Raw genomic sequence first — 21,870 nt, 5'->3', positions numbered from 1 at the left:
AGCTATGTGTGCAAAACGTAAAAAGCGAAGCGTTTGAAGCGCTTCGCTTTTCAGGGGTTGGCGGGCAACGCTGGGATGGCGTGCTTACTTGGCCTTGACCGCACACTCCGCGCACTGGCCGTACAGGGCCATCGAGTGGTCATGCACGATCCAGCCCTTGCTCTTGGCAATCGACTGCTGGCGCTTCTCGATCTCGGGGTCATAGAACTCCTCGACCTTGCCGCAGCTGGTGCAGACAAAATGGTCGTGGTGCTGGCCTTCGTTGAACTCGTAAACTGCCTTGCCGCTCTCGAAATTGCTGCGGATCAGGATGCCGGCCTGCTCGAACTGGGTCAGCACGCGGTAGACCGTGGCCAGACCGATGTCGGAGCGCTCTTCCAGCAGCACGCGGAACACATCTTCCGCCGTCATGTGGCGCTGAGCACCGTTCTGGAAGATATCCAGAATCTTCAGCCGAGGCAGCGTTGCCTTGAGGCCAGTGCTTTTGAGTTCTTCAATATTTTTCATAACAAGGTCTTTCAAGTGGGCCCGATTGGTATACGGACTTCTGGAGAAGGCCTGGAGACCAGCCGCTACAATGGCCGATCATATCGCTATGTCTAAAACCATGCCTGAATTTGTTCGTTCCGGTGTCCGCATGGCGGCGCTGTTGGTCCTGGGCGCCAGTGTGGCCGCTTGTGGCTCCTTCAATGAAGCCAGCCGTAAGTTCGCCAGCGCCATCACCCCCTACAAGGTGGAGGTGGTGCAAGGTAATGTGATCACCAAGGAGCAGGTCGACGCCCTGCAAAAAGGCATGAGCCGCCAGCAGGTCAAGGATCTGCTGGGCACCCCGCTGCTGGCCAGCGTGTTCCATGCCAACCGCTGGGATTACGTGTTCACCATCAAGCGCAAGGGCGTGCCGGAGCAGGAACGCCGCTTTACCGTGTACTTCGACGACACCGGTCTGGAGCGCTTTGAAGGCGATGAAATGCCCAGCGAGCAGGAGTTCGTAGCCTCGGTCACGACCTCGATCAAGAACCCCAAGGTACCCCGCTTGGAGGCGACGCCTGAGGAGCTGGCCAAGTACAAGGCGGAGCAGCCTGCCCCCGCCCCGAGCGCCGACATTAGCAGCAGCGACACCAGCACCGCCGCGCCGCCTGCCAACTACCCGCCGCTGGAATCCCCCCAGCGCTGATGCCATGGCGCTGGCAACCACCCGCCTAGTTGCGCCAGCGGGGAGCCAGCGCCGTCTTTGGGCCGTGTCCGGCGCTTGCTGAGATGCCGCCCGTTTGAGCCCCAGGAACCCCGATCCATGACCGCCCCCCTCTCCCCCGACAACAGCCCCCGTATTGCCGTCGCCATTGCAGGCGCCAGCGGCCGCATGGGCCGCATGCTGATCGAAGCCGTGCTGACCAGCCCCGACCTGCAGTTGAGCGGTGCGCTCGACGCGCCGGGCAACCCCAGCCTGGGCACCGATGCCGGCGCTTTTCTAGGCCGCAATACCGGCGTGCAGATCACGGCCGACCTGGCCCAGGGCCTGCAGGGCGCCGATGTGCTGATCGATTTCACCCGACCCGAAGGCACCCTGGCGCACTTGGCACTGGCGGCTGAACGTGGCGTAGGCGTGGTCATCGGCACCACCGGCTTCAGCGACGCGCAAAAGGTGCAGATCCGCCAGTTCGCGGACAAAACCGCCGTCCTGCTCTCGCCCAATATGAGCGTGGGCGTGAATGTGACCTTCAAGCTGCTGGAGATGGCGGCCAAGGCATTGCAGGAAGGCGGCTACGACATCGAAATCGTCGAAGCACACCACAAGCACAAGGTCGATGCTCCGTCGGGCACGGCGTTGAAAATGGGCGAGGTGATTGCTGAAGCCCAGGGCACGCAACTGGCCGACCGCGCCGTCTACGAGCGTTTTGGCCACACCGGCGCACGCGTGGCCAACAGCATCGGCTTTGCCAGCATGCGCGGCGGCGATATCGTCGGCGACCATACCGTGCTGTTTGCCGGCGATGGCGAGCGCATCGAGATCTCCCACAAGTCCAGCAGCCGCGCCGGTTACGCCAATGGCAGCCTGCGTGCAGCGCGCTACCTGGCGCGCCAGAAGGCCGGCCTGTTCGACATGTACGACGTGCTCGGCCTGAAATAAGCCCGGCCCGTCACCCCCACCCAGCTTCTTAGAAGGACGGCCAACCATGACGATCTGGCAATGGCTCTCGCAAGCAGATGGCGTCGCCCGGGCCACGGCTCTGGTCTTGTTGCTCATGTCTGTCGCCAGCTGGGTGCTGATTCTCTACAAGGCCTGGTGGCTGGGCCGCGCCCATGGCTCCACCTTGCGTGCCACCGATGCCTTCTGGCAGGCCAGCAGCTGGGAGCAGGCACGCCTGGATCTGCCCAAGATTGACCGCGCCGCCTTGCTGACCCCGGTGGCCGATGCGATTGCGCATATTGTCGCGGCCGAGCCCGCCGCCCACCACAGCCTGGCCGTGGCCAGCGGTGCCCAGGTGCAAACCACCCGCGTGCTGCGCGAGGCGCTGCATGGCGCCAGCCACCGGCTGCAATGGGGGCAGACGGTGCTGGCCTCGATAGGGGCCACCGCTCCCTTTGTCGGTTTACTGGGCACGGTCTGGGGCATCCACCAGGCGCTGGCGGCACTGGCCGGTGCGGACCATGTCAGCCTGGAGCAGCTGGCTGGCCCCGTGGGCGAGGCGCTGGTGATGACCGCAGCTGGCCTGGCCGTTGCCTTGCCGGCCGTGCTGGCCTACAACCTGCTGGGCCGCAAGCTCGCACAGATCGAGGAGCTGCTCGAAGGCTTTGCCCACGACATGCAAACCTGGGCCTTGCAGCAAGCCACCCAGGCGCCGCAGGCCTACGCCGGCATGCAGGCCCACCATGCGGTCGATGCCATTGCCGTGGTCGGCAGCCGCTGAGCCGCCGCCAAACCCGCCCCTTGCACCATGGCATTCGGTCGCTTCAACAAAACCCCGGCCAGCGCGCCGATCAGCGCCATCAACGTGACGCCGCTGGTGGATGTGATGCTGGTGCTGCTGGTCATCTTCATCATGGCCGCGCCCTTGCTGGCCGCCTCCATTCGCCTGGACCTGCCCCAGGCCGCCAGTGCCACCCGGGCCAATCCGCCCGCCGCGATTGCGGTGCAGATCAACGCCCAGGGCGAGCTGTTTGCCGACGGCAAGGCTACTGATATGGAGGCCCTCAAGGCCCTGCTCAGGCAGCAGGCAGAGCGCAATCCGCAGACCGAGGTGCAGCTGTCCATCGACCAGAGCCTGCCCTATGCCCGCGCCGTCGAGCTGATGGATGCGGCGCAGACTGCCGGGCTCAGCCGCATGGGCTTTGTGGCCCAACCGCAGGCGCCAGCAGCGCGCTGACCCCTACCCACTCCCGCCCCGGTCGCGTTTGGCAGGGCCGGACAGTATCGTTTGATGCTACCTGACCGGGCGCATAGCCAGGTCCGTACCCGTTTGGTTATATTGCTGGCTGTGCCGTCCACATCGGGCGGTGGCAACCGGGCCCTTGCTGCAGCAGCGTGCAAAGTGGCCCAGCAACGAGGAACAACGGATGGACTCCACCCTGTACCAGGTCAATGCCCAGTCGGCGCCCGGCGACCCGCGCATGGCGCCGCTGTATGCATTGGCCGTCTCGGCCGGCGCGCCCGCCGATCTGGCCCGCAAGATCCGCGCCGGCTTGCTGCTGGTCGCCGCATTGCTGGTCGCCAGCGGGCTGATCTTCTGGGTGGCGGCCAACTGGCAGGCCCAGTCGCATTGGTTCAAGCTGGGGCTGATCGAAGGCACGCTGGCGCTGTCGGTGCTGGCCGCCTGCCTGTGGCCGCGCCTGCGGCTGGCCGCCCTCTTCTGCGCCACCCTGGTACTGGGCGGCCTGCTGGCCTATGTGGGCCAGACCTACCAGACCGGTGCCGATGCCTGGCAGCTGTTTGCCGCCTGGGCCGCGCTGGCGCTGATATGGGTGGCACTGGCTGGCAGTGATCTGCTCTGGTCCGTCTGGGTGCTGATCGCCGCCGCCGCCATCGTCTTTTGGACCGGCAAGCTCGACCTCTGGCAGGTGCTGGTCGCCGACCGCGACAGCTTTGCGCAGCTGATGCTGCGCCTGGGGCTCTGGCTGGCGCTAGCGCTGGTACCGCTGCTGGTGTACTGCGTGCCGGCTTTGCGGGTGCGTGGCGGCATGGGGTGGTGGTCGCAACGCCTGGCGCTGGGCGGCGCACTGGCGGCCTGGTCGGCGATTGCCACCGTGCAGCTGTTTGACGACGTCACGCGCCAGACCGTGGCGGCCTTTGCACTCAGTGCTGCCTTGGTGGCTGGCAGCCTGCTGGTGTCGCTGTTCAGCCGTTTTCGCGACTTCATCTGCACCTGCCTGGCCACCGTGGCCGCCAATGTGCTGGTGCTGTCGCTCATCGCCCGCTGGATATTCGAATGGCATGAGACCGAAGCCCTGCTTGCCTTTGCCGTCATCGTGATGGTCTGCTTGGGCATCTCGGTCAAGGCCTTGATCACCGCGCAGCACTACCTGCACGCCCAGCAACGCGACCACCAGGAGGTGCTGTGATGGCTGCCATCCGTCCTTTGTCCTTTCTGCGTACCCAACCCAGCTGGTGGGCCCAGGCCCGCCAGCAAGGCCTGGTGCAAGGCGATGCGCCGGCCCCGGATCTGGAGGAGCCGCCCGTTCTGGTGCTGGCACTGGCCATGCTGGGCGCACTGGCCAGCCTGGTGCCGCTGGCAGTGTTTTTGGCATTTGCGCTGGGCGAGCGCTTTGTGTTCGGCACCGGCGGCGTCGTGCTGGGCCTGGTGCTGCTGGCCGCAGCCGGTGGCTTGATGCACCAGTCGCGCCAGGCCTTTGTCAACTGCGTGGCGCTCGTGCTCTGGTGCGCGGGCGGGCTGCTGGTACTGGTCAACCTGGGCGATGTCGCCGACTCGCGCCTGGGCATGCTGCTGATCGGCACGCTGTCAGCGCTGGTGCTGATGCTCGGCGCCGCGCTGGCGCAGATGCGCTGGATCCAGTCGCTGATGGGCCTGGGCTGGGGCATGGCAGTGGTCGTCAGCCTGATGGCGCTGCAGTCCTGGCTGCCAGCAATGCTGCCGCTGCAGCTCGATGCACTGCTGCCCGCCCTGCTCTGGTGCCTGTGGCTACGTGCCGAGCCTGCCCGCCTGGCCCAAGCGGCGCAGCGCTGGTCCCAGCCACGCTGGGCGGCCTTTGCCGATGCGGCTATCGTCGGCGTGCTGATCAGCAATTTCGCGTCCGACTACGTGGCCCGCGCCATCTTCTGGGAGCAGAGTGGCAACTTTGTCCCCTGGGCTTACCCAGCCGGGCGCGCACTGGCCGTCGTCGTGGTGGCGCTGTCGACCTGGATGCTGGCCCGCCAATGGCGAGCCCGGGGCACCACCAACCGCCAGGGCGAGCAAAGCCTGCTGCTGGCCGGTGCCATGCTGGCGCTGGCCGCCTGGTTCAGCACCGGTCTGGCCGTCGTTGGACTGGTAGCAGCGGGGGCCTTGCTGGCGGCGCGCTGGCGCATTGCGGTGCTTTGTGCGCTGCTGGCACTGGTCGCGCTGGCCCAGTTCTACTACCACCTGGGCTGGTCGCTGGCTGCCAAAGGCCTGGGCCTGGCGCTGGCCGGCCTGCTGCTGCTGGTCTGCCTATGGGTGCTGCGCCGCGCGGCCGATGCTGACACGGCGGCAGCAGGCGCACAACCCGCAGCGCCGCAGCGCCGTCTGCAATGGGTCGGGCTGGTGGTGGGCGCCGTGCTGGCGCTGGGCATCGTGAACTGGGATGTGCGCGGCAAGGAGCAGGTCATTGCCCATGGCCAGCGCATTCTGGTGCCGCTGGTCCCGGTGGACCCCCGCTCCTTGATGCAGGGCGACTATATGGCGCTGAACTTTGCACTGCCCTTTGAGATGCGTGAAAAGCTCCAAGACATTGTCGGCCCTAGTCAGCTGGTGCGCGCCAGCATCGACGACCGGGGCATTGCTACCATCCAGGGCCTGCTGACCGCTAGCGACCCCTTGCAAAAAGGCGAACTCGCCCTGCCGCTCAAACGCCTCAAGGGCCAGTGGGTGCTGGTGACCGATGCCTATTTCTTCCCCGAAGGCCAGGGCCGGCATTTTGAGCAGACCCGTTATGGCGACTTCCGGGTGCTGCCCGATGGCCGCGCGCTGCTGGTGGGCCTGGCTGACGCCGATGGCCAGCCGGTGCTGCCGCTGCCCGGCCGCTCGATCTGGGAAAGCCCATTGGGCATCCACAGCCCGGAAGCGACCAGCGCAGCCAGCGAAGCGCCGGTGCCAGAGCCCGACGAGCCGGTGGCCGTGGCGCCGGAGCCGCTGCCCGCAGCGGTAGCGAACGTGCCGTCTCCGGCGCCAGCACCGGCCCAGGGCACACGCCGCTAGGCAACTGGCAGGCTCAGCGCTGCAAGGCCTGCACCTCGTGCTGGCGCAGCGCCACCTGCATGTCATTGCCCGAGGGCACCTGGAACACGCGCAGGCCGAACTCCGGCAGGATGGCGATCAGGTGGTCAAAAATATCGCCCTGAATAGCCTCGTACTCCAGCCAGGCGGTGGTGTCGGTAAAGGCGTAGATCTCCAGCGGTGAGCCCTGGTTGGTCGGCTCCATCGCGCGGGCCATCAAGGTCATGTCCTTGCGCAGCTTGGGGTGGGCCTGCAGGTAGGCATTGCAGTAGGCGCGGTAGGTGCCGATATTGGTGAGCTGGCGCAGGTTGACGATCTCGTCGGCCATGTCCGGGGCCTTGGCGGAAAAATCCTGGTTGTACGCGGTGATCTCGGCGACCTTGCTTTCCAGGTAAGGGCGCAGCAGCGCGATATGGCTCAGCTCGGCGATTTCGGCGCGGGTCAGAAAGCGCACCGAGGTGGTGTCAATGCACAGGGGCCGCTTGATGCGGCGGCCGCCCGATTCCGACATGCCGCGCCAGTTCTTGAAGCTGTCGCTCATCAAGCGCCAGGTGGGGATGGTGGTGATGGTGTTGTCCCAGTTGCGCACCTTGACGGTGTTGAGCGCCATGTCCACCACGGCGCCATCGGCGCCGACCTGGTTCATCTCCAGCCAGTCGCCCACGCGCAGGATGTCATTGCTGGACAGCTGCACGCCGGCGGTGAACGACAGGATCGTGTCCTTGAACACCAGCATCAGCACCGCCGACATGGCACCCAGGCCGCTGAGCAGAATCAGCGGCGAGCGGTCGATCAACGTGGCCACCATCACGATGCCCGCAACCACCATCACCAGCATCTTGCCCAACTGCACATAGCTTTTGACCGAACGTGTGCTTTGTTCGGCCTCCAGCTGGCTCTCATTGGCCTCCTGGATGCTGTCCATGATGGCGCAGAGCAGGCGCGCCACCTGCAGCGCCGTCACGGCAATGGCCACATTGCGGATCACCGTGCTGGCAATGACCGGCAGGTGCGGCACGGCGGCAATCCCCGTCTGAACCACCAGCGACGGCACGATCTGCGCCACGCGCACGAGGATGCGGTTGTCGAGCAAGGTACGCAGCCAGGCCGCGCCCAGGCTGGAGCGAAAGCGCGGCACGATCTGCAGCAGCGCCAGGCGCACCACCAGGCGCAGCGCATAGGCCAGCAACACCAAGGCCGCCAAGCCGGCGGCCGTTTGCATCCAGGGTTCGAATTGGTCCAGGGTTTCCCAGGTCACGAGGCAAGGTCCTTTCAAAGAGGGGGAGGATAAATCGGGTGGAAATGGGGGATGCAGCCGGCACGGCCAACGGCGTGCCGCCATCACATAATTGGCTATCAATAAGACGATAGCCATTTATTTTTACATGCACTGGATAACCGCACCCCAGCGTGCGGCACTCGCCATCCACGGGCTATGGCGATGGGCCTACAATCTTTGCCCAATTGACCTCGCCCCGGAAAGCCCGTGGGCGGCCGCTTTTTCCTGACCAGTTCCATGCAAGAAAAATACAACCACTCCGACGTAGAAGCCGCCGCGCAAAGCCAGTGGCAAGCCCAAGATGCCTACCGCGTGTCCGAGGACGCGGGCAAGAAAAAGTTCTACGCCTGCTCGATGCTGCCTTACCCCAGCGGCAAGCTGCACATGGGCCATGTGCGCAACTACACGATCAACGACATGCTGACGCGCCAGCTGCGCATGCAGGGCTACAACGTGCTGATGCCCATGGGCTGGGATGCCTTTGGTCTGCCAGCTGAGAACGCCGCGATCAAGAACAGCGTGCCACCTGCGCAGTGGACCTACGACAACATCGCCTACATGAAAAAGCAGATGCAGGCGATGGGTCTGGCGATCGACTGGAGCCGCGAGGTCGCCACCTGCGACCCCGACTACTACAAGTGGAACCAGTGGCTGTTCCTCAAGATGCTGGAAAAGGGCATCGCCTACCGCAAGACCCAGACCGTGAACTGGGACCCGGTGGACCAGACCGTGCTGGCCAACGAACAGGTGATCGACGGCCGCGGCTGGCGCACTGGCGCACTGGTGGAAAAGCGCGAGATCCCGGGCTACTACCTGGCCATCACCCAGTACGCGCAAGAGCTGCTGGACCATGTGCAGATGGGCAACGACAAGGCAACCTTGACCGGCTGGCCCGACAAGGTGCGCCTGATGCAGGAAAACTGGATCGGCAAGAGCGCCGGCGTGCGCTTTGCGTTCACGCATGGCGTGAAGAGCGCCGACGGCAGCCTGATCGGCGATGGCAAGATGTATGTGTTCACGACCCGTGCCGACACCATCATGGGTGTGACCTTCTGCGCCGTGGCCCCTGAGCACCCGCTGGCCATGCATGCCGCTGCCACCAACCCCGAGCTGGCCGCCTTCATCGAAGAATGCAAGAAGGGCGGCACCACCGAGGCCGAACTCGCCGTCAAGGAAAAGGAAGGCAAGCCCACCGGCCTGTTCGTCACCCACCCTATCACCGGCGCGCAGGTCGAGGTCTGGATCGGCAACTATGTGCTGATGAGCTATGGCGACGGCGCTGTGATGGGCGTACCTGCCCACGACGAGCGCGACTTTGCATTTGCCAACAAATACGGCCTGCCAATCCGCCAGGTGGTCGCCGTGGAAGGCGAAGGCCCCTACGACAAGCAGCAGTGGCATGACTGGTATGGCGACAAGGAGCGCGGCGTCCTCATCGAATCGGGCGCCTTTGATGGCCTGCACTACAAGGAAGGCGTGCAAGCCGTGGCCAAGGCGCTGGAAGCCAAGGGCCTGGGCGAACTCAAGACTACCTGGCGCCTGCGCGACTGGGGCGTGAGCCGCCAGCGCTACTGGGGCACGCCGATCCCGATCATCCACTGCGAAGACTGCGGTGCCCAACCGGTGCCTGAGAAGGACCTGCCAGTCGTGCTGCCGCAAGACCTGGTGCCCGATGGCTCCGGCAACCCGCTGATCAAGAGCGAAGCCTTCCACGCTGGCGTGGTCTGCCCCTGCTGCGGCAAGCCGGCCCGCCGCGAGACCGACACCATGGACACCTTCGTGGATTCGTCCTGGTACTTCATGCGCTATTGCGATGCCAAGAACAGCGAGAAGATGGTGGCCGACGGCGCCGACTACTGGATGCCGATGGACCAGTACATCGGTGGCATCGAGCATGCGATCCTGCACTTGCTGTACGCCCGCTTCTGGACCAAGGTCATGCGCGACCTGGGTCTGGTCAAGGTCGATGAGCCCTTCACCAAGCTGCTGACCCAAGGCATGGTGCTCAACCACATCTACAGCCGCCGCACTGCCAAGGGCGGCAAGGAATACTTCTGGCCCAAGGATGTGGAGCAGGTGTTTGACGAGACCGGCAAGGCTGTGGGCGCCAAGCTCAAGGTTGCCGTGGACAGCGCCGATGGCCTGCTGCCCGAAGGCACCGCGATCGACTACGAGGGCGTGGGCACCATGTCCAAGTCCAAGAACAACGGTGTCGATCCGCAGGACCTGATCGAGAAGTACGGCGCCGATACCGCGCGCCTCTACACCATGTTCACCGCGCCACCCGAGCTGACCCTGGAGTGGAACGAGTCGGCCGTCGAAGGCAGCTACCGCTTCCTGCGCCGTGTCTACAACTTCGGCAGCAAGCTGCATGCGCGAGAGTTCGATGCTGCGCGTGCCCAGGCGGCCAGCGCTGCCGGCGCCGCCTTTGGCAAGGAAGCCAAGGCGCTGCGCCTGGAGATCCACACCGTGCTCAAGCAAGTGGCCTATGACTACAGCCGCATGCAGTACAACACCGTGGTGTCGGGCGCGATGAAGATGATCAACGCGCTGGAAGACTTCAAGGCCGTGGACAGCGAAGGCGGCCGCGCCGCGCTGGTCGAAGGCTTTGGCATTTTGCTGCGCGCGCTCTATCCGGCCACCCCTCACCTGACGCAGGTGCTGTGGGATGCGCTGGGCTACCAGCAAGCCTTCGGGGGCCTGCTGGATGCCGCCTGGCCCGAGGTCGATGCCCAGGCGCTGGTGCAGGATGAGATTGAGCTGATGCTGCAGGTCAACGGCAAGCTGCGCGGCTCCATCATCGTGGCCGCTGGCGCCGACAAGGCCACGATTGAAGCTGCCGCTCTGGCCAACGAAGACTTCCAGAAAATCGCCAATGGCGCGGTGCCCAAGAAAGTCATCATCGTGCCGGGCCGCCTGGTGAACGTGGTAGTCTAAGCGCCATGCAAAAACGCACGCTGCTTACTGCCCTGGCAAGCGTGCCGCTGCTGGCGGCATGCGGCTTCAAACTGCGCGGATCGGTGGATTTCGCCTTCAAATCGCTGTATTTGAACGGCAACGCCAATTCGGGCTTCCTCAAAGAGCTGCAACGCCACCTGGAGGCTGCCGGCAGCCTCCAGGTGCTGCGCGACCCGACCCAGGCCACGCAGGCCGAGGCCATCTACGATGACCTGGGCCAGCGCCGCGAGCGCGTCGTCGTCTCGCGCAATGCGGCCGGCGAGGTGCGCGAGCTGCAGATCCGTCTGATCGCGCGCTTTCGGGTGCGTGATGCCAAGGGCGCCCTCTATGTGCCCGATTCCGAGCTGATGCAGTACCGCGAAATCAGCTACCTGGAAACCTACGCACTGTCCAAGGCGAACGAAGAGGAAATGCTCTACCGCAACATGCAGACCGACATCGTTCAGCAGATCGTGCGGCGCTTGGCCATCGTCAAGTCCGTCACCCCTACCGAATGACAAGCGCTGCGGCCACGCAGCCCGGGAAGCGCCACCAAGCATGCAAGTGCCGTCGAATCAGTTGAGTGCCCAGCTGGGCAAGGGGCTCCGGTCTCTGTACACCGTGCATGGCGACGAGCCCCTGCTGGTACAAGAGGCCGTGGATGCCATCCGCGCCAGCGCGCGCGCCAACGGCTATACCGAGCGCAGCAGCTTTACCGTCGCCGGCGCCCACTTCGACTGGAGCGCGGTGCTGGCCGCTGGTGGCAGCCTGAGCCTGTTTGCCGACAAGCAGATCATCGAAGTGCGCATCCCCAGCGGCAAGCCCGGCAAGGATGGCAGCACGGCGCTGCAGCAGTTGGTCAGCAGCAGTGTGGACAACGACAGCACCCTGACCATCGTGGTGCTACCGCGCCTGGACAAGGCCACCAAGACCGGCGCCTGGTTTGCCGCGCTGGACTCGCATGGCGTCACCTTGCAGGTCGACAGCATCGAGCGCGCCGCGCTGCCCGCCTGGATTGCCCAGCGCCTGCAGCAGCAAAAGCAACATGTCAAAGCCGGTGAAGAAGGCCAGCGCACCCTGGCCTTTTTTGCCGACCGGGTCGAGGGCAACCTGCTTGCCGCCCACCAGGAAATTCAAAAGCTCGGCCTGCTCTACCCGGCAGGCGAGCTCGGCTTTGAGCAGGTCGAGCAGGCGGTGCTGAATGTTGCCCGCTATGACGTGTTCAAGCTCTCGGATGCCGTGCTCTCCGGCCAGGTGCTGCGCACCGAGCGCATGCTCAACGGCCTGCAGGCCGAAGGCGAGGCCGAGGTGCTGGTGCACTGGGCGCTGGCCGAAGACATCCGCGCGATGAAACGGGTCAAGGACGCGCTGCGCAATGGCCGGCCCATGCCGATGGCCCTGCGCGAGAACCGCGTCTGGGGCAACAAGGAACGCCATTTCGAGCGCGTGCTGCCCCGCATCAGCGATGCCACCGTCGCCCGCCTGCTGCACTCGGCCCATGCGGTCGATGGCATTGTCAAGGGGCTGAAGGTGCCCGAGTGGCCGGCCAATGGCTGGCAGGCACTGCACCGCCTGGCCTTGCAAACCTGCAAGGCCTGCAGCAACCGCTAAGGGTTATCTGCAAAGCTTGCCTTCATGCACGCACCCAGCGCTGCATGGCCAGCTGGCGCAGGGTTCAGCATCTGTTCTCAATCAGGCATTCACCATGCAAGCACTACAGTTCGGTTACACCATCGTCTACGTGCCCGATGTCACGGCATCGCTGGCCTTTTTCTCGCAGGCCTTTGGCCTGACCACCCGTTTTCTGCACCCGTCGGGCAGCTATGGCGAGCTGGAGACGGGCGCCACCACCTTGGCCTTTGCCGACCACGCGCTGGGGCATGCCAATTTCAGCGGCGGCCATGTGGCAGCCTCTGAATCGGCCCAGCCGCTGGGTGTGGAGATCGCCCTGGTCAGCGGCGATGTCGCTGCGGCCTACGAGCGCGCCCTGGCCGCCGGTGCAACGGCCTTGGCCGCCCCCACCACCAAACCCTGGGGCCAGGTGGTGGCCTATGTGCGCTGCCCGGATGGCAGCCTGGTGGAGCTGTGCTCGCCGGTGGCTGGCGCCTAAGGCAGCGCCTGCGTATCAAACATGGTGCGCCGTGTATTCGTGAAATGCGGCCGCACCCGCGCGCTCCAGTCTGTACCCCGCACCGCCAGCCAGGCCGGGCAGCCCATCACCTCGGCATCGACCAGGTCATAGCAGGCCAGCGACAGCGGCCCATGGTCCAGGTTCAGGTAGCGAAAAGCCTGGGCGGTGCCGGCCACGCTGGCCAGACCAGGCAGATGCTCCTGGTCATACCAGGCAAACAGCTCGTCCTGCCAGCCGCTCTCGGGGTCCATCTCGACGGCATAGTGCACGGGTGTGGCCTCGCCCAGGGCGGGGCCGGTGCAGTGCATCACCAGTTGCAGGCGCGATAGCTCGCAAGCCGCCAGGCCGGCGCTGCCCGCATTCTGCAAACGGCGCTCGGCCTGCACTGTTTGATCAGCGCTCAGCGGCTGCGGGCTGCCGAGTGCAAAGTACAGATAGGCGGTGCCTTGCGGCTGCTGGGCCACACGCAGCAAACGCAGACCGGCCAAGTCCTGGCGCAGCAGCGCCAGCGCGGTCTGCGCCAGCGTGGTGGCGGTTTCATGCGCCGCTGGCGTGCAGCGCAGCAGCAGGCTGTCGATGACGGGTGTGGACATCAGTGGCCAATCTCAAAGGCGTTCAAGAAGCGCGACACCATGTTGTAGGCGCCGATGGTGGCAAACAGCTCCACCTGCTCCTGCGCATTGAAGCGCGCAGCCACCTGGGCAAACAGCGGCTCGGGCACCTGCAGATCGCGGGTCAGCGCATCGGTCACTGCAATAGCCAATTGCTGCAGGCCATCCCAGTCCGGGCTGGCGGTGGTGGCGGTGTCGCGCGTTGCATCGATGGCGGCCTGCGTCACGCCGGCCTTGAGCGCATGCGGCACATGGGCATCGAACTCATAGGCCGCCTGGTTGAGCATGGCCACCCGCAGGATGATCAGCTCACGCAGCCCGGCATCGATGCTGCTGTAGTTGCGCACGGCAGAGAGCATCTGCTCCCAGCCCTTGGCAATGGCGGGGCTGTGCAGCAGCACCTGGTAGAGCGGCGAGATGCGGCCACGCTCGGCCTGGATCTGTTGCTCCAACTCCGCCAAGGCACTGCGGGTGCCTGGCTCAATCGCTTCTATGCGCATGTCGGTCTTTCCATCTCAATCGGGAGTGATGCGGTTGCGGCGGATGATGGCGGTCCACTTCTCGGTGTCGGTCGCCAGCTGCTGGGCCAGCGCTTCGGGGCTGGAGCCCACCACCTCGGCACCCGAGGCCTCGATCTTGCGCTGCACATCGGGTGTATGCAAGGCTGCATGGATGGCGCGGCTCAGGCTGGCCGCCACCTGGGGGCTGGTGCCCTTGGGTGCAAACACCGCATACCAGTTGTTCGAATCGACGCCCTTGTAGCCCAGCTCGTCAAAGGTGGGCACGTTCGGGTAGCGGGCGCTGCGCTTGGCAGCGGCAATGCCCACGGGCCGGAACTTGCCGCTGTCGATGGCACCCACCAGGCCGGGAATATCGCCAAAGAAGCCATCGACATGGCCGGCCATCAGGTCGGTAATGGCAGGGGCCGCGCCCTTGTAGGGCACATGCATCAGGTTCAGGCCGGCCGATTCATTGAGCTGGATGGCCGCCAGATGCGGCACGCTGCCGGTGCCTGACGAGGCCATCGTCATCGGCTTGTCCTTGCGCTGGCTGGCGGCCTGCACAAAGTCCTTACCGTCCTTGAAGCTGGTCTGCGCGTTGACCACCATGATCTCCACATTGTTGACCACCAGCGAGACGGGCACCAGATCGCTGGCGGGCTTGTAGTTGAGCTTGGGATAGAGCGCGGGGTTGATGGCCACCGCACCCACGCTGGTCAGCCACAGGGTCTTGCCATCGGGTGCGGAGCGGATCACGCTGTCGGCGGCAATCGCGCCGTTGGCGCCGGGCTTGTTTTCCACAATCACTGGGTGGCCCAGCTCCTTGGCCAGCTGTTGCGACATGCTGCGCGCAATAAAGTCCACCGGGCCGCCGGGCGGAAAAGCCACCAAAAGGCGCGTCATATCGCTTTGCGCCATGGCGCTGCTGGCGCACCCCAGGGCCGTGCCCAGCAAGGCGGCATGCAGCCACTGGCGGGCGGAGGGAAAGGCTTGGAATCGCATGGTTGTCTCCTTGATTGGTCTTGTCTTGCTTTATCCGCAGCGCACGGTCATACCGCCGTCCACCACAATCTCGGTGCCCGTCACAAAGCGCGATTCGTCACAGGCCAGGAACAGCGCCGCATTGGCGGTGTCGCGCCCATCGCCCATGAAGGGCAGCGGAATACGCGCCTGGCGCTGGGCCAGCAGCGCCTCGACATCGCCACCCGCGCGCTGGCCGGCCAGGCGGGTCTCGACCATGGGCGTGTGCAACTGGCCGGGCACGACGGTGTTCACGCGGATGCGGTGCGGCGCGTACTGCACGGCCAGCACCTTGGAAAACTGGATCACCGCCGCCTTGCTTGATGCATAGGCGATCTGCGCCGCACCGGTCCAGCGCATGCCCGAGGTCGATGAGATATTGACGATGCTGCCTGCGCCCTGCGCCTGCATCAGCGGCAGCACCGCCTTGCAGCACAGAAACACGCTTTTGAGGTTGTAGTCCAGCTGGGCATCCCAGACCGCTTCGTCCATCTCCACCGGCCCGCCCTTGGCCGAGCCGCCCACGTTGTTGACCAGCACATCGATGCGCCCGAGCGCCGCCTGGCAGGCCTGCACCGATGCGGCGATCGACGCCGGGTCCATCGCATCGCAGTGGCCCGCGACAAACTGGCCACCGGCACTGCGGATGCTGTCTTCGGTCTCGCACAGCGCCTCGGCATTGCGGTCCACGCCAAACACCATCGCGCCTTCCTGCGCAAAGCGGATCGCGGTGGCGCGGCCATTGCCCCAGCCGGCGCCTGCAGCCCCGGCACCGGTGATGTAAACCACCTTGCCGGCCAGCCGGCCTTGCGGGTTGACGGGGGTGTGGGCATCAAAAATCGGCATGCTTTATTCCTCGCAAATGGCTCAGGCAGCAAAGCGGTAAAGGCGCTGGGGGTTGTCCACCAGCAGGGCCTGCAAATGCGCCGGATTAGCGCTGAACTGCGCCAGCGCATCGACCAGCACGCCGTCATCGGGCAGATGGGTGTGGTTGGGGTGCGGCCAGTCACTGCCCCAGAGCACGCGGTCGGGCACATGGGCCACCAGCTCCTGCGCCCGCGCAATGCCGTGCTGGTAGGGCGGGGTTGCATCGATGCGGTCGATACCGCTGACCTTGACGTGGAACAGTGGCTGCTCCAGTAGCCGCAGCAGTGCCTGAAAATCTGCTCCTCCGCTGCCCAGCGTCGCATCGACACGGCCCATGTGGTCAATCACCACCGGGCAGGCCGATTGCTGCAGCACGGGGCCCAGGCTGTGGATCAGCGCGCTTTCAAAATGGATCTGCAGGTGCATGCCCAGGTCGGCCAGCATGGGCGTCAAGGCCACCACGTCCTCGACCGATGCGCCGGTGTTCAGGTGCTTCATGAAGTTGAAGCGGATCGCCCGAAAGCCGGCCGCCGCCAGGCGCTGCAGCTCGGTACGCGTGACTGACAGCGGCACCAGGGCCACACCCAGGTAGTGGCCACCACCGTGGGCAATCGCATCCTCGACCACGCGGTTGTCATAGCCATGGCAGGCCGATTGCACGATCACGCAGCGGCTGATGCCCAGATGGCGGTGCAGCGCAAACAAGGTCTCCTTGCCGGCATCGGCGGGGGTGAAGTTGCGCGGCTCGGCATACGGAAATGCATCCACCGGGCCAAACACATGCACATGGCTGTCGCAGCTGCCAGCGGGCAGCACCAGGCTGGGCTTGGAGGGCGCCAGCATATAGGTCTGTACGGGTCGCTGGAGGTCGGAGGTCGGGGCGTTCATGCAAGGGCCATCAAAGAGTCGTCTTGAGCGCATTGTGGAACTGCCGCATTTTTGATCACCTATAAAATCCAAATATCAGATATAGAGGTGATGCATGGATTTTCTGCGCTTGCAGTACTTCATGGCGGTGGCCCAGGCCCAGAGCTACAGCAAGGCCGCTGCGGCGCTGAACCTGAGCCAGCCGACCTTGAGCCGCCAGGTGCAGCTGCTGGAGGCCGAGCTGGGCCAGCCGCTGCTGGAACGCCATGGCCGGGGCGTGCGGCTGACCGAATCGGGCAAGGCCATGCTGGCCCATGGGCGCAGCATCAGCGCGGCCGTGGATGCCGCCAAGGCCGACATGGCCGACCGCCTGCAAAGCCCACGCGGCAAGGTGCGGCTGGGCCTGCCGCCGCTGGTGGCCAGCCTGATCACGCCCGATGTGGTGCAGCAGTTTTTGCAGGCCTGCCCCGATGCCTCGATCATTGTTGAAGAGAGCCTGAGCATTCGCCTGCGCGAATGGCTGCTGGCCGACCGCCTCGATGTGGCCGTGCTGTTTGACCCCAGCCCCACGCCGCAGCTGTTGACCGAGCCGCTGACGCGCGAACCGCTGGTGCTCATCAGCACCCGGCCGTTGCCCGAACGGGTCAAGGTCGCCCAACTGGTGGACTACCCGCTGGTGCTGCCCAGCCGCCCGCAGGCGCTGCGCATGATTTTTGACGATGCCGTGGAGGACCAGCAGCTGCCGCTGCGCATCGTGGCCGAGGTCGATTCGATCAAGATGGTGCTGTCCTTGGTCGCGCGCAATGTGGGCTGCTCGGTCGTGCCCGCCAGCGCCGTCAAGACCTGGCCAGGCAGCGCGCCGGTGTTCACCGCCCAGGTCAGCCACCCCGTGATCCGCAACCGCATCGTGCTGGCCACACCGGCAGCGCGGCCGCACAACCGCCTGGTCAAGGCTGTGCACGGGATTCTGAAGCCACTGATGAAGCAGCACTTCAGCGCCTGAATACCTCGCCGTTTCAGCGCCCTTCTTGCTGGTTTCTGCACCCGCCCGGGGCGGCTCAGCAGCCATTGATTTCAGAAATTTTTGAAATGTCCGGTACACACCAGGCAGCGATGGACTTTATTTCTCACCACAATGGACATTTTTTCTCACACAAGACAAGGTCTGTAGCAGCGACTGCTCAGGGCCCTCTGCACAGCGCCTATTCCTGGCCTTGTGCAGAGGGCCCCTGCGCCTGCCAGACCCAAGACAGATTCGAGGATCGATATGACACAACAAGCACGGTCACCGTCACTGGCGGTGCGCCTGCTGCTCGGCATTCTGGGCGCTGTGCTGGCCATTGCCGGCCTGGCCTTTCTGGTCGGCGGCGGCAAACTCATCAGCCTGGGTGGCAGCTGGTACTTTTTGCTGGCGGGCCTGGGCCTGCTGCTGTCGGGCGTGCAGGTGCTGCGCGGCCGCCGCTCGGGCGGCTGGCTGTACCTGGCTACCTTTGCGGCCACGGTGCTGTGGGCCCTGGCCGAGGTGGGCCTGGACTACTGGAGCCTGGTCTCGCGCCTGCTGGCGATGACCTTTGGCGCAGCGGTGGTCAGCGCCTGCCTGCCGCTGCTGCAAGCGGGTACGCCGCGTGCGCGCAGCAACAAGGGCCCGCTGGCTTTGGCGGCTGTGCTGTTGCTCGTAGGCCTGGTCAGCTTTGCCTCCATGTTCCAGATCCATCCTGAGGTGCAGAACCAGGCCGCCATCAGCCGCAAGCCGGTGGATGCCGCCAGCGCGCAAAAGGACTGGAGCCACTACGGCAACAGCAGCAACAACGACCGCTTTGCGGCGCTGGACCAGATCAATGTGGACAACGTCAACCAGCTGCAAGTGGCCTGGACCTTCCGCACCGGCGATGTGCCCAAATCGACCGGCGCCGGTGCCGAAGACCAGACCACGCCGCTGCAAGTGGGTGACAAGGTCTTTGTCTGCACCCCTAGCAACAACGTGATAGCGCTGGATGCCGATACCGGCAAGCAGCTGTGGCGCCACGACACCAACTCGCATGTGGGCGGTGTCTGGGAACGCTGCCGGGGCCTGGCCTACTTTGATGCCAATGCGCCGCTGCCGGTGCCGAAGGTGGCGGGTTCGTCGCCCGTGCAGCCCGTTGCGCTGCCCGCTGGCGACCAGTGCCAGCGCCGCATTGTGATGAACACCATCGACGCGCGCCTGTTTGCCATCAATGCCGACAACGGCGAACTCTGCGCCGGCTTTGGCAACCAGGGCATTGTCGATCTGAAGCAAGGCCTGGGCACCATCGCCAACCCCGCTTACTACACGCTCACCTCAGCCCCCACCGTGGCCGGCACCACCATCGTGATCGGCGGCCGTGTGGCCGACAACGTGCAGGTCGATATGCCGGGCGGCGTGATCCGTGGCTTTGATGTGATGACCGGCGCGTTGCGCTGGGCCTTTGATGCGGGCTCCAACACGCCCAACGAGGTGCTGGCCCCTGGCGCCACCTACACGCGCTCATCCGCCAACGTGTGGGCCGGCACCACCTACGATCCGAGCTCCAACACCGTCTACCTGCCCATGGGCTCGCCCTCGGTCGATCTGTACGGCGTGCCCCGCTCTGCAGCCGATCTGAAGTACGGTGCGTCCATCCTGGCGCTCGATGCCGCCAACGGCCATGAGAAATGGGTCTACCAGACCGTGCACAACGATCTTTGGGATTTTGATATTCCGATGGCCCCGACCCTGATCGACTTCCCCAAAAAGGATGGCAGCAGCACGCCCGCACTGGTGGTGGGCACCAAGGCCGGCCAGATCTTTGTGCTGGACCGCCAAAGCGGCCAGCCGCTGACCCAGGTGGACGATGTGCCGGTCAAGCCCGCAGGCATCCCTGCCGAAAAATACGCGGCGACCCAGCGCGTATCCGTCGGCATGCCGCAGATCGGCACGCAGACCCTGACCGAAGCGGACATGTGGGGCGCCACGCCGCTGGACCAGCTGGTCTGCCGCATCAAGTTCAAATCGATGCGCTATGAAGGCCTGTTCACCGCGCCGTCCACTGATGTGTCGCTGAGCTTCCCCGGATCGCTGGGCGGCATGAACTGGGGCGGTATCTCGGCCGACCCGAACAACCACCTGATCTTTGTCAACGACATGCGCCTGGGCCTGTGGGTGCAGATGATGCCGCAAAAGCCCAAGGCCACGCTGTCCGACGGCGGCGAGCAGCCCAACACCGGCATGGGCCAGGTGCCGCTGGGCGGCACGCCCTATGCGGTGATCAAGGACCGCTTCATGTCGCCGCTGGGCATCCCCTGCCAGAAGCCGCCTTTCGGCACGCTCTCGGCCATCGACATGAAGACCCAGCAAGTGGTCTGGCAAGTGCCGGTGGGCACCGTGCAGGACACCGGCCCGCTGGGCATCAAGATGCGCCTGCCTATGCCAGTCGGCCTGCCCACCTTGGGCGGCAGCCTGTCGACCCAGGGCGGCCTGGTGTTCTTTGCCGGCACGCAGGATTACTACCTGCGCGCCTGGAACACCGCCAACGGCCAGGAGATCTGGAAGAGCCGCCTGCCGGTGGGCAGCCAGGGCGGCCCGATGACCTACCAATCGCCCAAAACCGGCAAGCAGTATGTGCTGATCTCCGCCGGCGGCGCGCGCCAGTCGCCCGACCGTGGCGACTACGTGATCGCCTACGCCTTGCCTGACAAGGCCCGGTAAGCACGCAGGGGTTGCCCTGCCCCTGACCCGAAAAGCGCCATGGCCTGCACTGCAAGCCATGGCTTTTTTTTACCCCGGCCTCGGTGGGGAGCGCGCATGTTACGCTTGCCCGCTTGTGTCCACGGAGATCCGGCAGTGAGCAAGCAGCAAGGCCAGCAAGAGCCACCCCCACAAGACCCCCACGCAGACGACCCCGGCGCATCGGCCGGCATGCGCCAGGCGCTGCTCGATGCCGGCAAGACCGAGTTTGCCAACTATGGCTATGACGGCGCCCGGCTCGAACGCATTGCGGCCAAGGCCGGCTGCGCCAAGCGCATGCTGTACTACTACTTCGGCAACAAGAAGGATGTGTACCTGGCCGTCATCGAGCAAAGCTACACCGACATCCGCGCCTCCGAAGAAAGCCTGAACCTGGATGCCCTGGAGCCCTTGGAAGCGCTGCATGCGCTGGCCCAGAAGAGCTTTGACTACCACGCCAACAACCAGGCCTTCACCCGCCTGGTGCTGCAGGAGAACTTCCAGGGTGGCGAGATGCTCGGCCAGGTCTCCAACAACGAATCGCTGCGCCGCGCGGCCCTGACGCCGTTGGAACGCATCCTGGAACGCGGCGTGGCCCAGGGCCTGTTCAAGTCCGGGGTCACTGCCACCGATGTGCACTACCTGATCTCCGCCCTCAGCGGCTTTCGCATCGACCACGCCGCCACCTGGCGCAGCCTGCTGCAGGTGGACTTGCTGGGCGACGCCTTGCGCGAGCGGCATCTGCAGTTGCTGCTGGACCAGGTGGATGCGCTGGTGTGTGTGCGGGCGGCACAGGGCTGAGGGCAGTCGCAGAAACACGTGCTGATGTGCCGTGTGTCGAGTTCACACTGACTTCATCCTCCTGCTGATGCGCGCTTTGATAATCCGCGCATGCGCCCCGACAACCGCCCTCTATCGCCATGGCTGCATTTGGAAGTCACGGCCACCTTCACGTTCATGCTGGCCTACGCCGCAGGGGTGTATTTCCATGCAGCCACCGCGTCACTTTCGGATGCCTACCAGCCAGGTCTGGATAACGTCAAACGCTATGTGCAGCCGGGCATTGCCCTGTGGTTGCTGCCGCTGATCGCATACGGATGGAAGTCAGTTCAACTCGCCAAAATTGCACAGCGTTGCGCGCTGCTTGGCGTGGCCTGCTGTGCCTTGTTGTATGCGTTCTGTAGGCTCCACAGCCCAGAAGCGGGCATCCCCTGGGTTGCGCCAGCAGATCGCACGCTGGCCAGCACCGTTCACCGGTCGCTTTTCTGCCCCTCCTTTTCTAACCGTTCTTTGGGCTCAATCGCGGGCAGCGCTATCTTGGCCGCGATGGCGTGGCTGCTGGGTACCAGTATCGAGCGGAAGCTTAAGCAGCGCGCATCAGGGACACCCAGAGGCTAAGAGCGTGCACGGATAGTCCATTTTTATGGTTGGCAACACTGGCGCTCCTATTGCATCCTAGACATGCAATAAGCATCCTTCAAAGCCTTCGCCAAGTACGTGCCGGCGCCCCCACGCACTGCCTTTGCA

The 21,870-nt window shown here is 65.0% G+C and carries 21 protein-coding genes; 14 read left to right on the top strand and 7 right to left on the bottom strand.

Going from position 1 to position 21,870, the window contains the following annotated elements; translation table 11 throughout:
• Positions 1-84 precede the first annotated feature (84 nt).
• Positions 85-507 (bottom strand): ferric iron uptake transcriptional regulator, encoded by a 423-nt coding sequence (gene fur / locus LPW39_RS23185; protein WP_230781110.1) that lies wholly within the window; start codon positions 505-507, stop codon positions 85-87.
• A gap of 100 nt (positions 508-607) precedes the next feature.
• Between fur and LPW39_RS23180 the strand changes: the two genes are divergently transcribed.
• From LPW39_RS23180 to LPW39_RS23155, 6 genes are all read left to right on the top strand, one after another.
• Positions 608-1,174, top strand: coding sequence for an outer membrane protein assembly factor BamE (locus LPW39_RS23180; protein ID WP_230781108.1), 567 nt, complete (start codon positions 608-610; stop codon positions 1,172-1,174).
• Positions 1,175-1,291: 117 nt separating this feature from the next.
• Positions 1,292-2,128 carry a 4-hydroxy-tetrahydrodipicolinate reductase gene (gene dapB / locus LPW39_RS23175; protein WP_230781106.1) on the top strand — a complete coding sequence of 279 codons (837 nt, stop codon included), beginning with the start codon at positions 1,292-1,294 and terminating at the stop codon, positions 2,126-2,128.
• Between the two features lie 46 nt (positions 2,129-2,174).
• Positions 2,175-2,909, top strand: coding sequence for a MotA/TolQ/ExbB proton channel family protein (locus LPW39_RS23170; protein ID WP_230781104.1), 735 nt, complete (start codon positions 2,175-2,177; stop codon positions 2,907-2,909).
• Positions 2,910-2,936: 27 nt separating this feature from the next.
• Entirely contained in the window at positions 2,937-3,365 is a 429-nt protein-coding gene (locus LPW39_RS23165) for an ExbD/TolR family protein (RefSeq protein ID WP_230781102.1), read from the top strand.
• A gap of 190 nt (positions 3,366-3,555) precedes the next feature.
• Complete coding sequence (locus tag LPW39_RS23160; RefSeq protein ID WP_230781100.1) at positions 3,556-4,557, top strand: DUF2157 domain-containing protein; 1,002 nt, start codon at positions 3,556-3,558, stop codon at positions 4,555-4,557.
• Positions 4,557-6,389: a GDYXXLXY domain-containing protein gene (locus LPW39_RS23155; protein WP_230781098.1), complete on the top strand. Its 1,833-nt coding sequence runs from the start codon at positions 4,557-4,559 to the stop codon at positions 6,387-6,389. The genes LPW39_RS23160 and LPW39_RS23155 overlap by 1 nt, the downstream gene beginning before the upstream one ends.
• Positions 6,390-6,402: 13 nt before the next feature.
• Here the strand turns inward: LPW39_RS23155 and LPW39_RS23150 are convergent, their stop codons facing one another.
• Positions 6,403-7,629 (bottom strand): mechanosensitive ion channel family protein, encoded by a 1,227-nt coding sequence (locus LPW39_RS23150; RefSeq protein WP_269075938.1) that lies wholly within the window; start codon positions 7,627-7,629, stop codon positions 6,403-6,405.
• 294 nt (positions 7,630-7,923) lie between these two features.
• Here LPW39_RS23150 and leuS point away from each other — a divergent pair, with 294 nt between their 5' ends.
• The 4 genes from leuS (at position 7,924) to LPW39_RS23130 (ending at position 12,733) form a co-directional block, all read left to right on the top strand.
• Complete coding sequence (gene leuS / locus LPW39_RS23145; RefSeq protein WP_230781094.1) at positions 7,924-10,623, top strand: leucine--tRNA ligase; 2,700 nt, start codon at positions 7,924-7,926, stop codon at positions 10,621-10,623.
• Positions 10,624-10,628: 5 nt separating this feature from the next.
• Entirely contained in the window at positions 10,629-11,141 is a 513-nt protein-coding gene (locus tag LPW39_RS23140; RefSeq protein ID WP_230781085.1) for an LPS-assembly lipoprotein LptE, read from the top strand.
• 40 nt (positions 11,142-11,181) lie between these two features.
• Complete coding sequence (gene holA, locus LPW39_RS23135) at positions 11,182-12,234, top strand: DNA polymerase III subunit delta (RefSeq protein ID WP_230781083.1); 1,053 nt, start codon at positions 11,182-11,184, stop codon at positions 12,232-12,234.
• 94 nt (positions 12,235-12,328) lie between these two features.
• Positions 12,329-12,733, top strand: a complete 405-nt coding sequence (locus tag LPW39_RS23130; protein WP_230781081.1) for a VOC family protein — start codon at positions 12,329-12,331, stop codon at positions 12,731-12,733.
• Here the strand turns inward: LPW39_RS23130 and LPW39_RS23125 are convergent.
• The 5 genes from LPW39_RS23125 to LPW39_RS23105 are packed head-to-tail and all read right to left on the bottom strand — an operon-like array spanning position 12,730 to position 16,640.
• Positions 12,730-13,347 carry a hypothetical protein gene (locus LPW39_RS23125; protein WP_230781079.1) on the bottom strand — a complete coding sequence of 206 codons (618 nt, stop codon included), beginning with the start codon at positions 13,345-13,347 and terminating at the stop codon, positions 12,730-12,732. The genes LPW39_RS23130 and LPW39_RS23125 overlap by 4 nt on opposite strands.
• A complete protein-coding gene (locus LPW39_RS23120; RefSeq protein WP_230781077.1) occupies positions 13,347-13,865 on the bottom strand; it encodes a carboxymuconolactone decarboxylase family protein in 519 nt (172 codons plus the stop codon). Before LPW39_RS23120 ends, LPW39_RS23125 begins: the two co-directional genes overlap by 1 nt.
• A gap of 15 nt (positions 13,866-13,880) precedes the next feature.
• Positions 13,881-14,867 (bottom strand): Bug family tripartite tricarboxylate transporter substrate binding protein, encoded by a 987-nt coding sequence (locus LPW39_RS23115; RefSeq protein WP_230781068.1) that lies wholly within the window; start codon positions 14,865-14,867, stop codon positions 13,881-13,883.
• 30 nt (positions 14,868-14,897) lie between these two features.
• Positions 14,898-15,731: an SDR family NAD(P)-dependent oxidoreductase gene (locus LPW39_RS23110; protein WP_230781065.1), complete on the bottom strand. Its 834-nt coding sequence runs from the start codon at positions 15,729-15,731 to the stop codon at positions 14,898-14,900.
• 21 nt (positions 15,732-15,752) lie between these two features.
• Positions 15,753-16,640, bottom strand: coding sequence for an amidohydrolase family protein (locus tag LPW39_RS23105; protein WP_230781063.1), 888 nt, complete (start codon positions 16,638-16,640; stop codon positions 15,753-15,755).
• 94 nt (positions 16,641-16,734) lie between these two features.
• Here LPW39_RS23105 and LPW39_RS23100 point away from each other — a divergent pair, with 94 nt between their 5' ends.
• From LPW39_RS23100 to LPW39_RS23085, 4 genes are all read left to right on the top strand, one after another.
• Complete coding sequence (locus LPW39_RS23100) at positions 16,735-17,622, top strand: LysR family transcriptional regulator (protein WP_230781061.1); 888 nt, start codon at positions 16,735-16,737, stop codon at positions 17,620-17,622.
• A gap of 264 nt (positions 17,623-17,886) precedes the next feature.
• Positions 17,887-20,325, top strand: a complete 2,439-nt coding sequence (locus tag LPW39_RS23095) for a membrane-bound PQQ-dependent dehydrogenase, glucose/quinate/shikimate family (protein ID WP_230781059.1) — start codon at positions 17,887-17,889, stop codon at positions 20,323-20,325.
• A 135-nt stretch (positions 20,326-20,460) separates the two neighbouring features.
• Complete coding sequence (locus LPW39_RS23090; protein ID WP_230781057.1) at positions 20,461-21,144, top strand: TetR family transcriptional regulator; 684 nt, start codon at positions 20,461-20,463, stop codon at positions 21,142-21,144.
• A 90-nt stretch (positions 21,145-21,234) separates the two neighbouring features.
• The gene (locus LPW39_RS23085; RefSeq protein ID WP_230781055.1) at positions 21,235-21,741 is read left to right on the top strand and encodes a hypothetical protein; all 507 of its coding nucleotides are present in this window, start codon (positions 21,235-21,237) and stop codon (positions 21,739-21,741) included.
• The last annotated feature ends 129 nt before the right edge of the window (positions 21,742-21,870 follow it).

Origin of the sequence: Comamonas koreensis, assembly GCF_021026195.1 — a bacterium.
In the GTDB taxonomy this organism is placed as follows: Bacteria; Pseudomonadota; Gammaproteobacteria; order Burkholderiales; family Burkholderiaceae_C; genus Comamonas; species Comamonas koreensis.
Note: the sequence above shows the minus strand (reverse complement) of the source record. Positions and strands in the feature narration are given on the sequence as shown.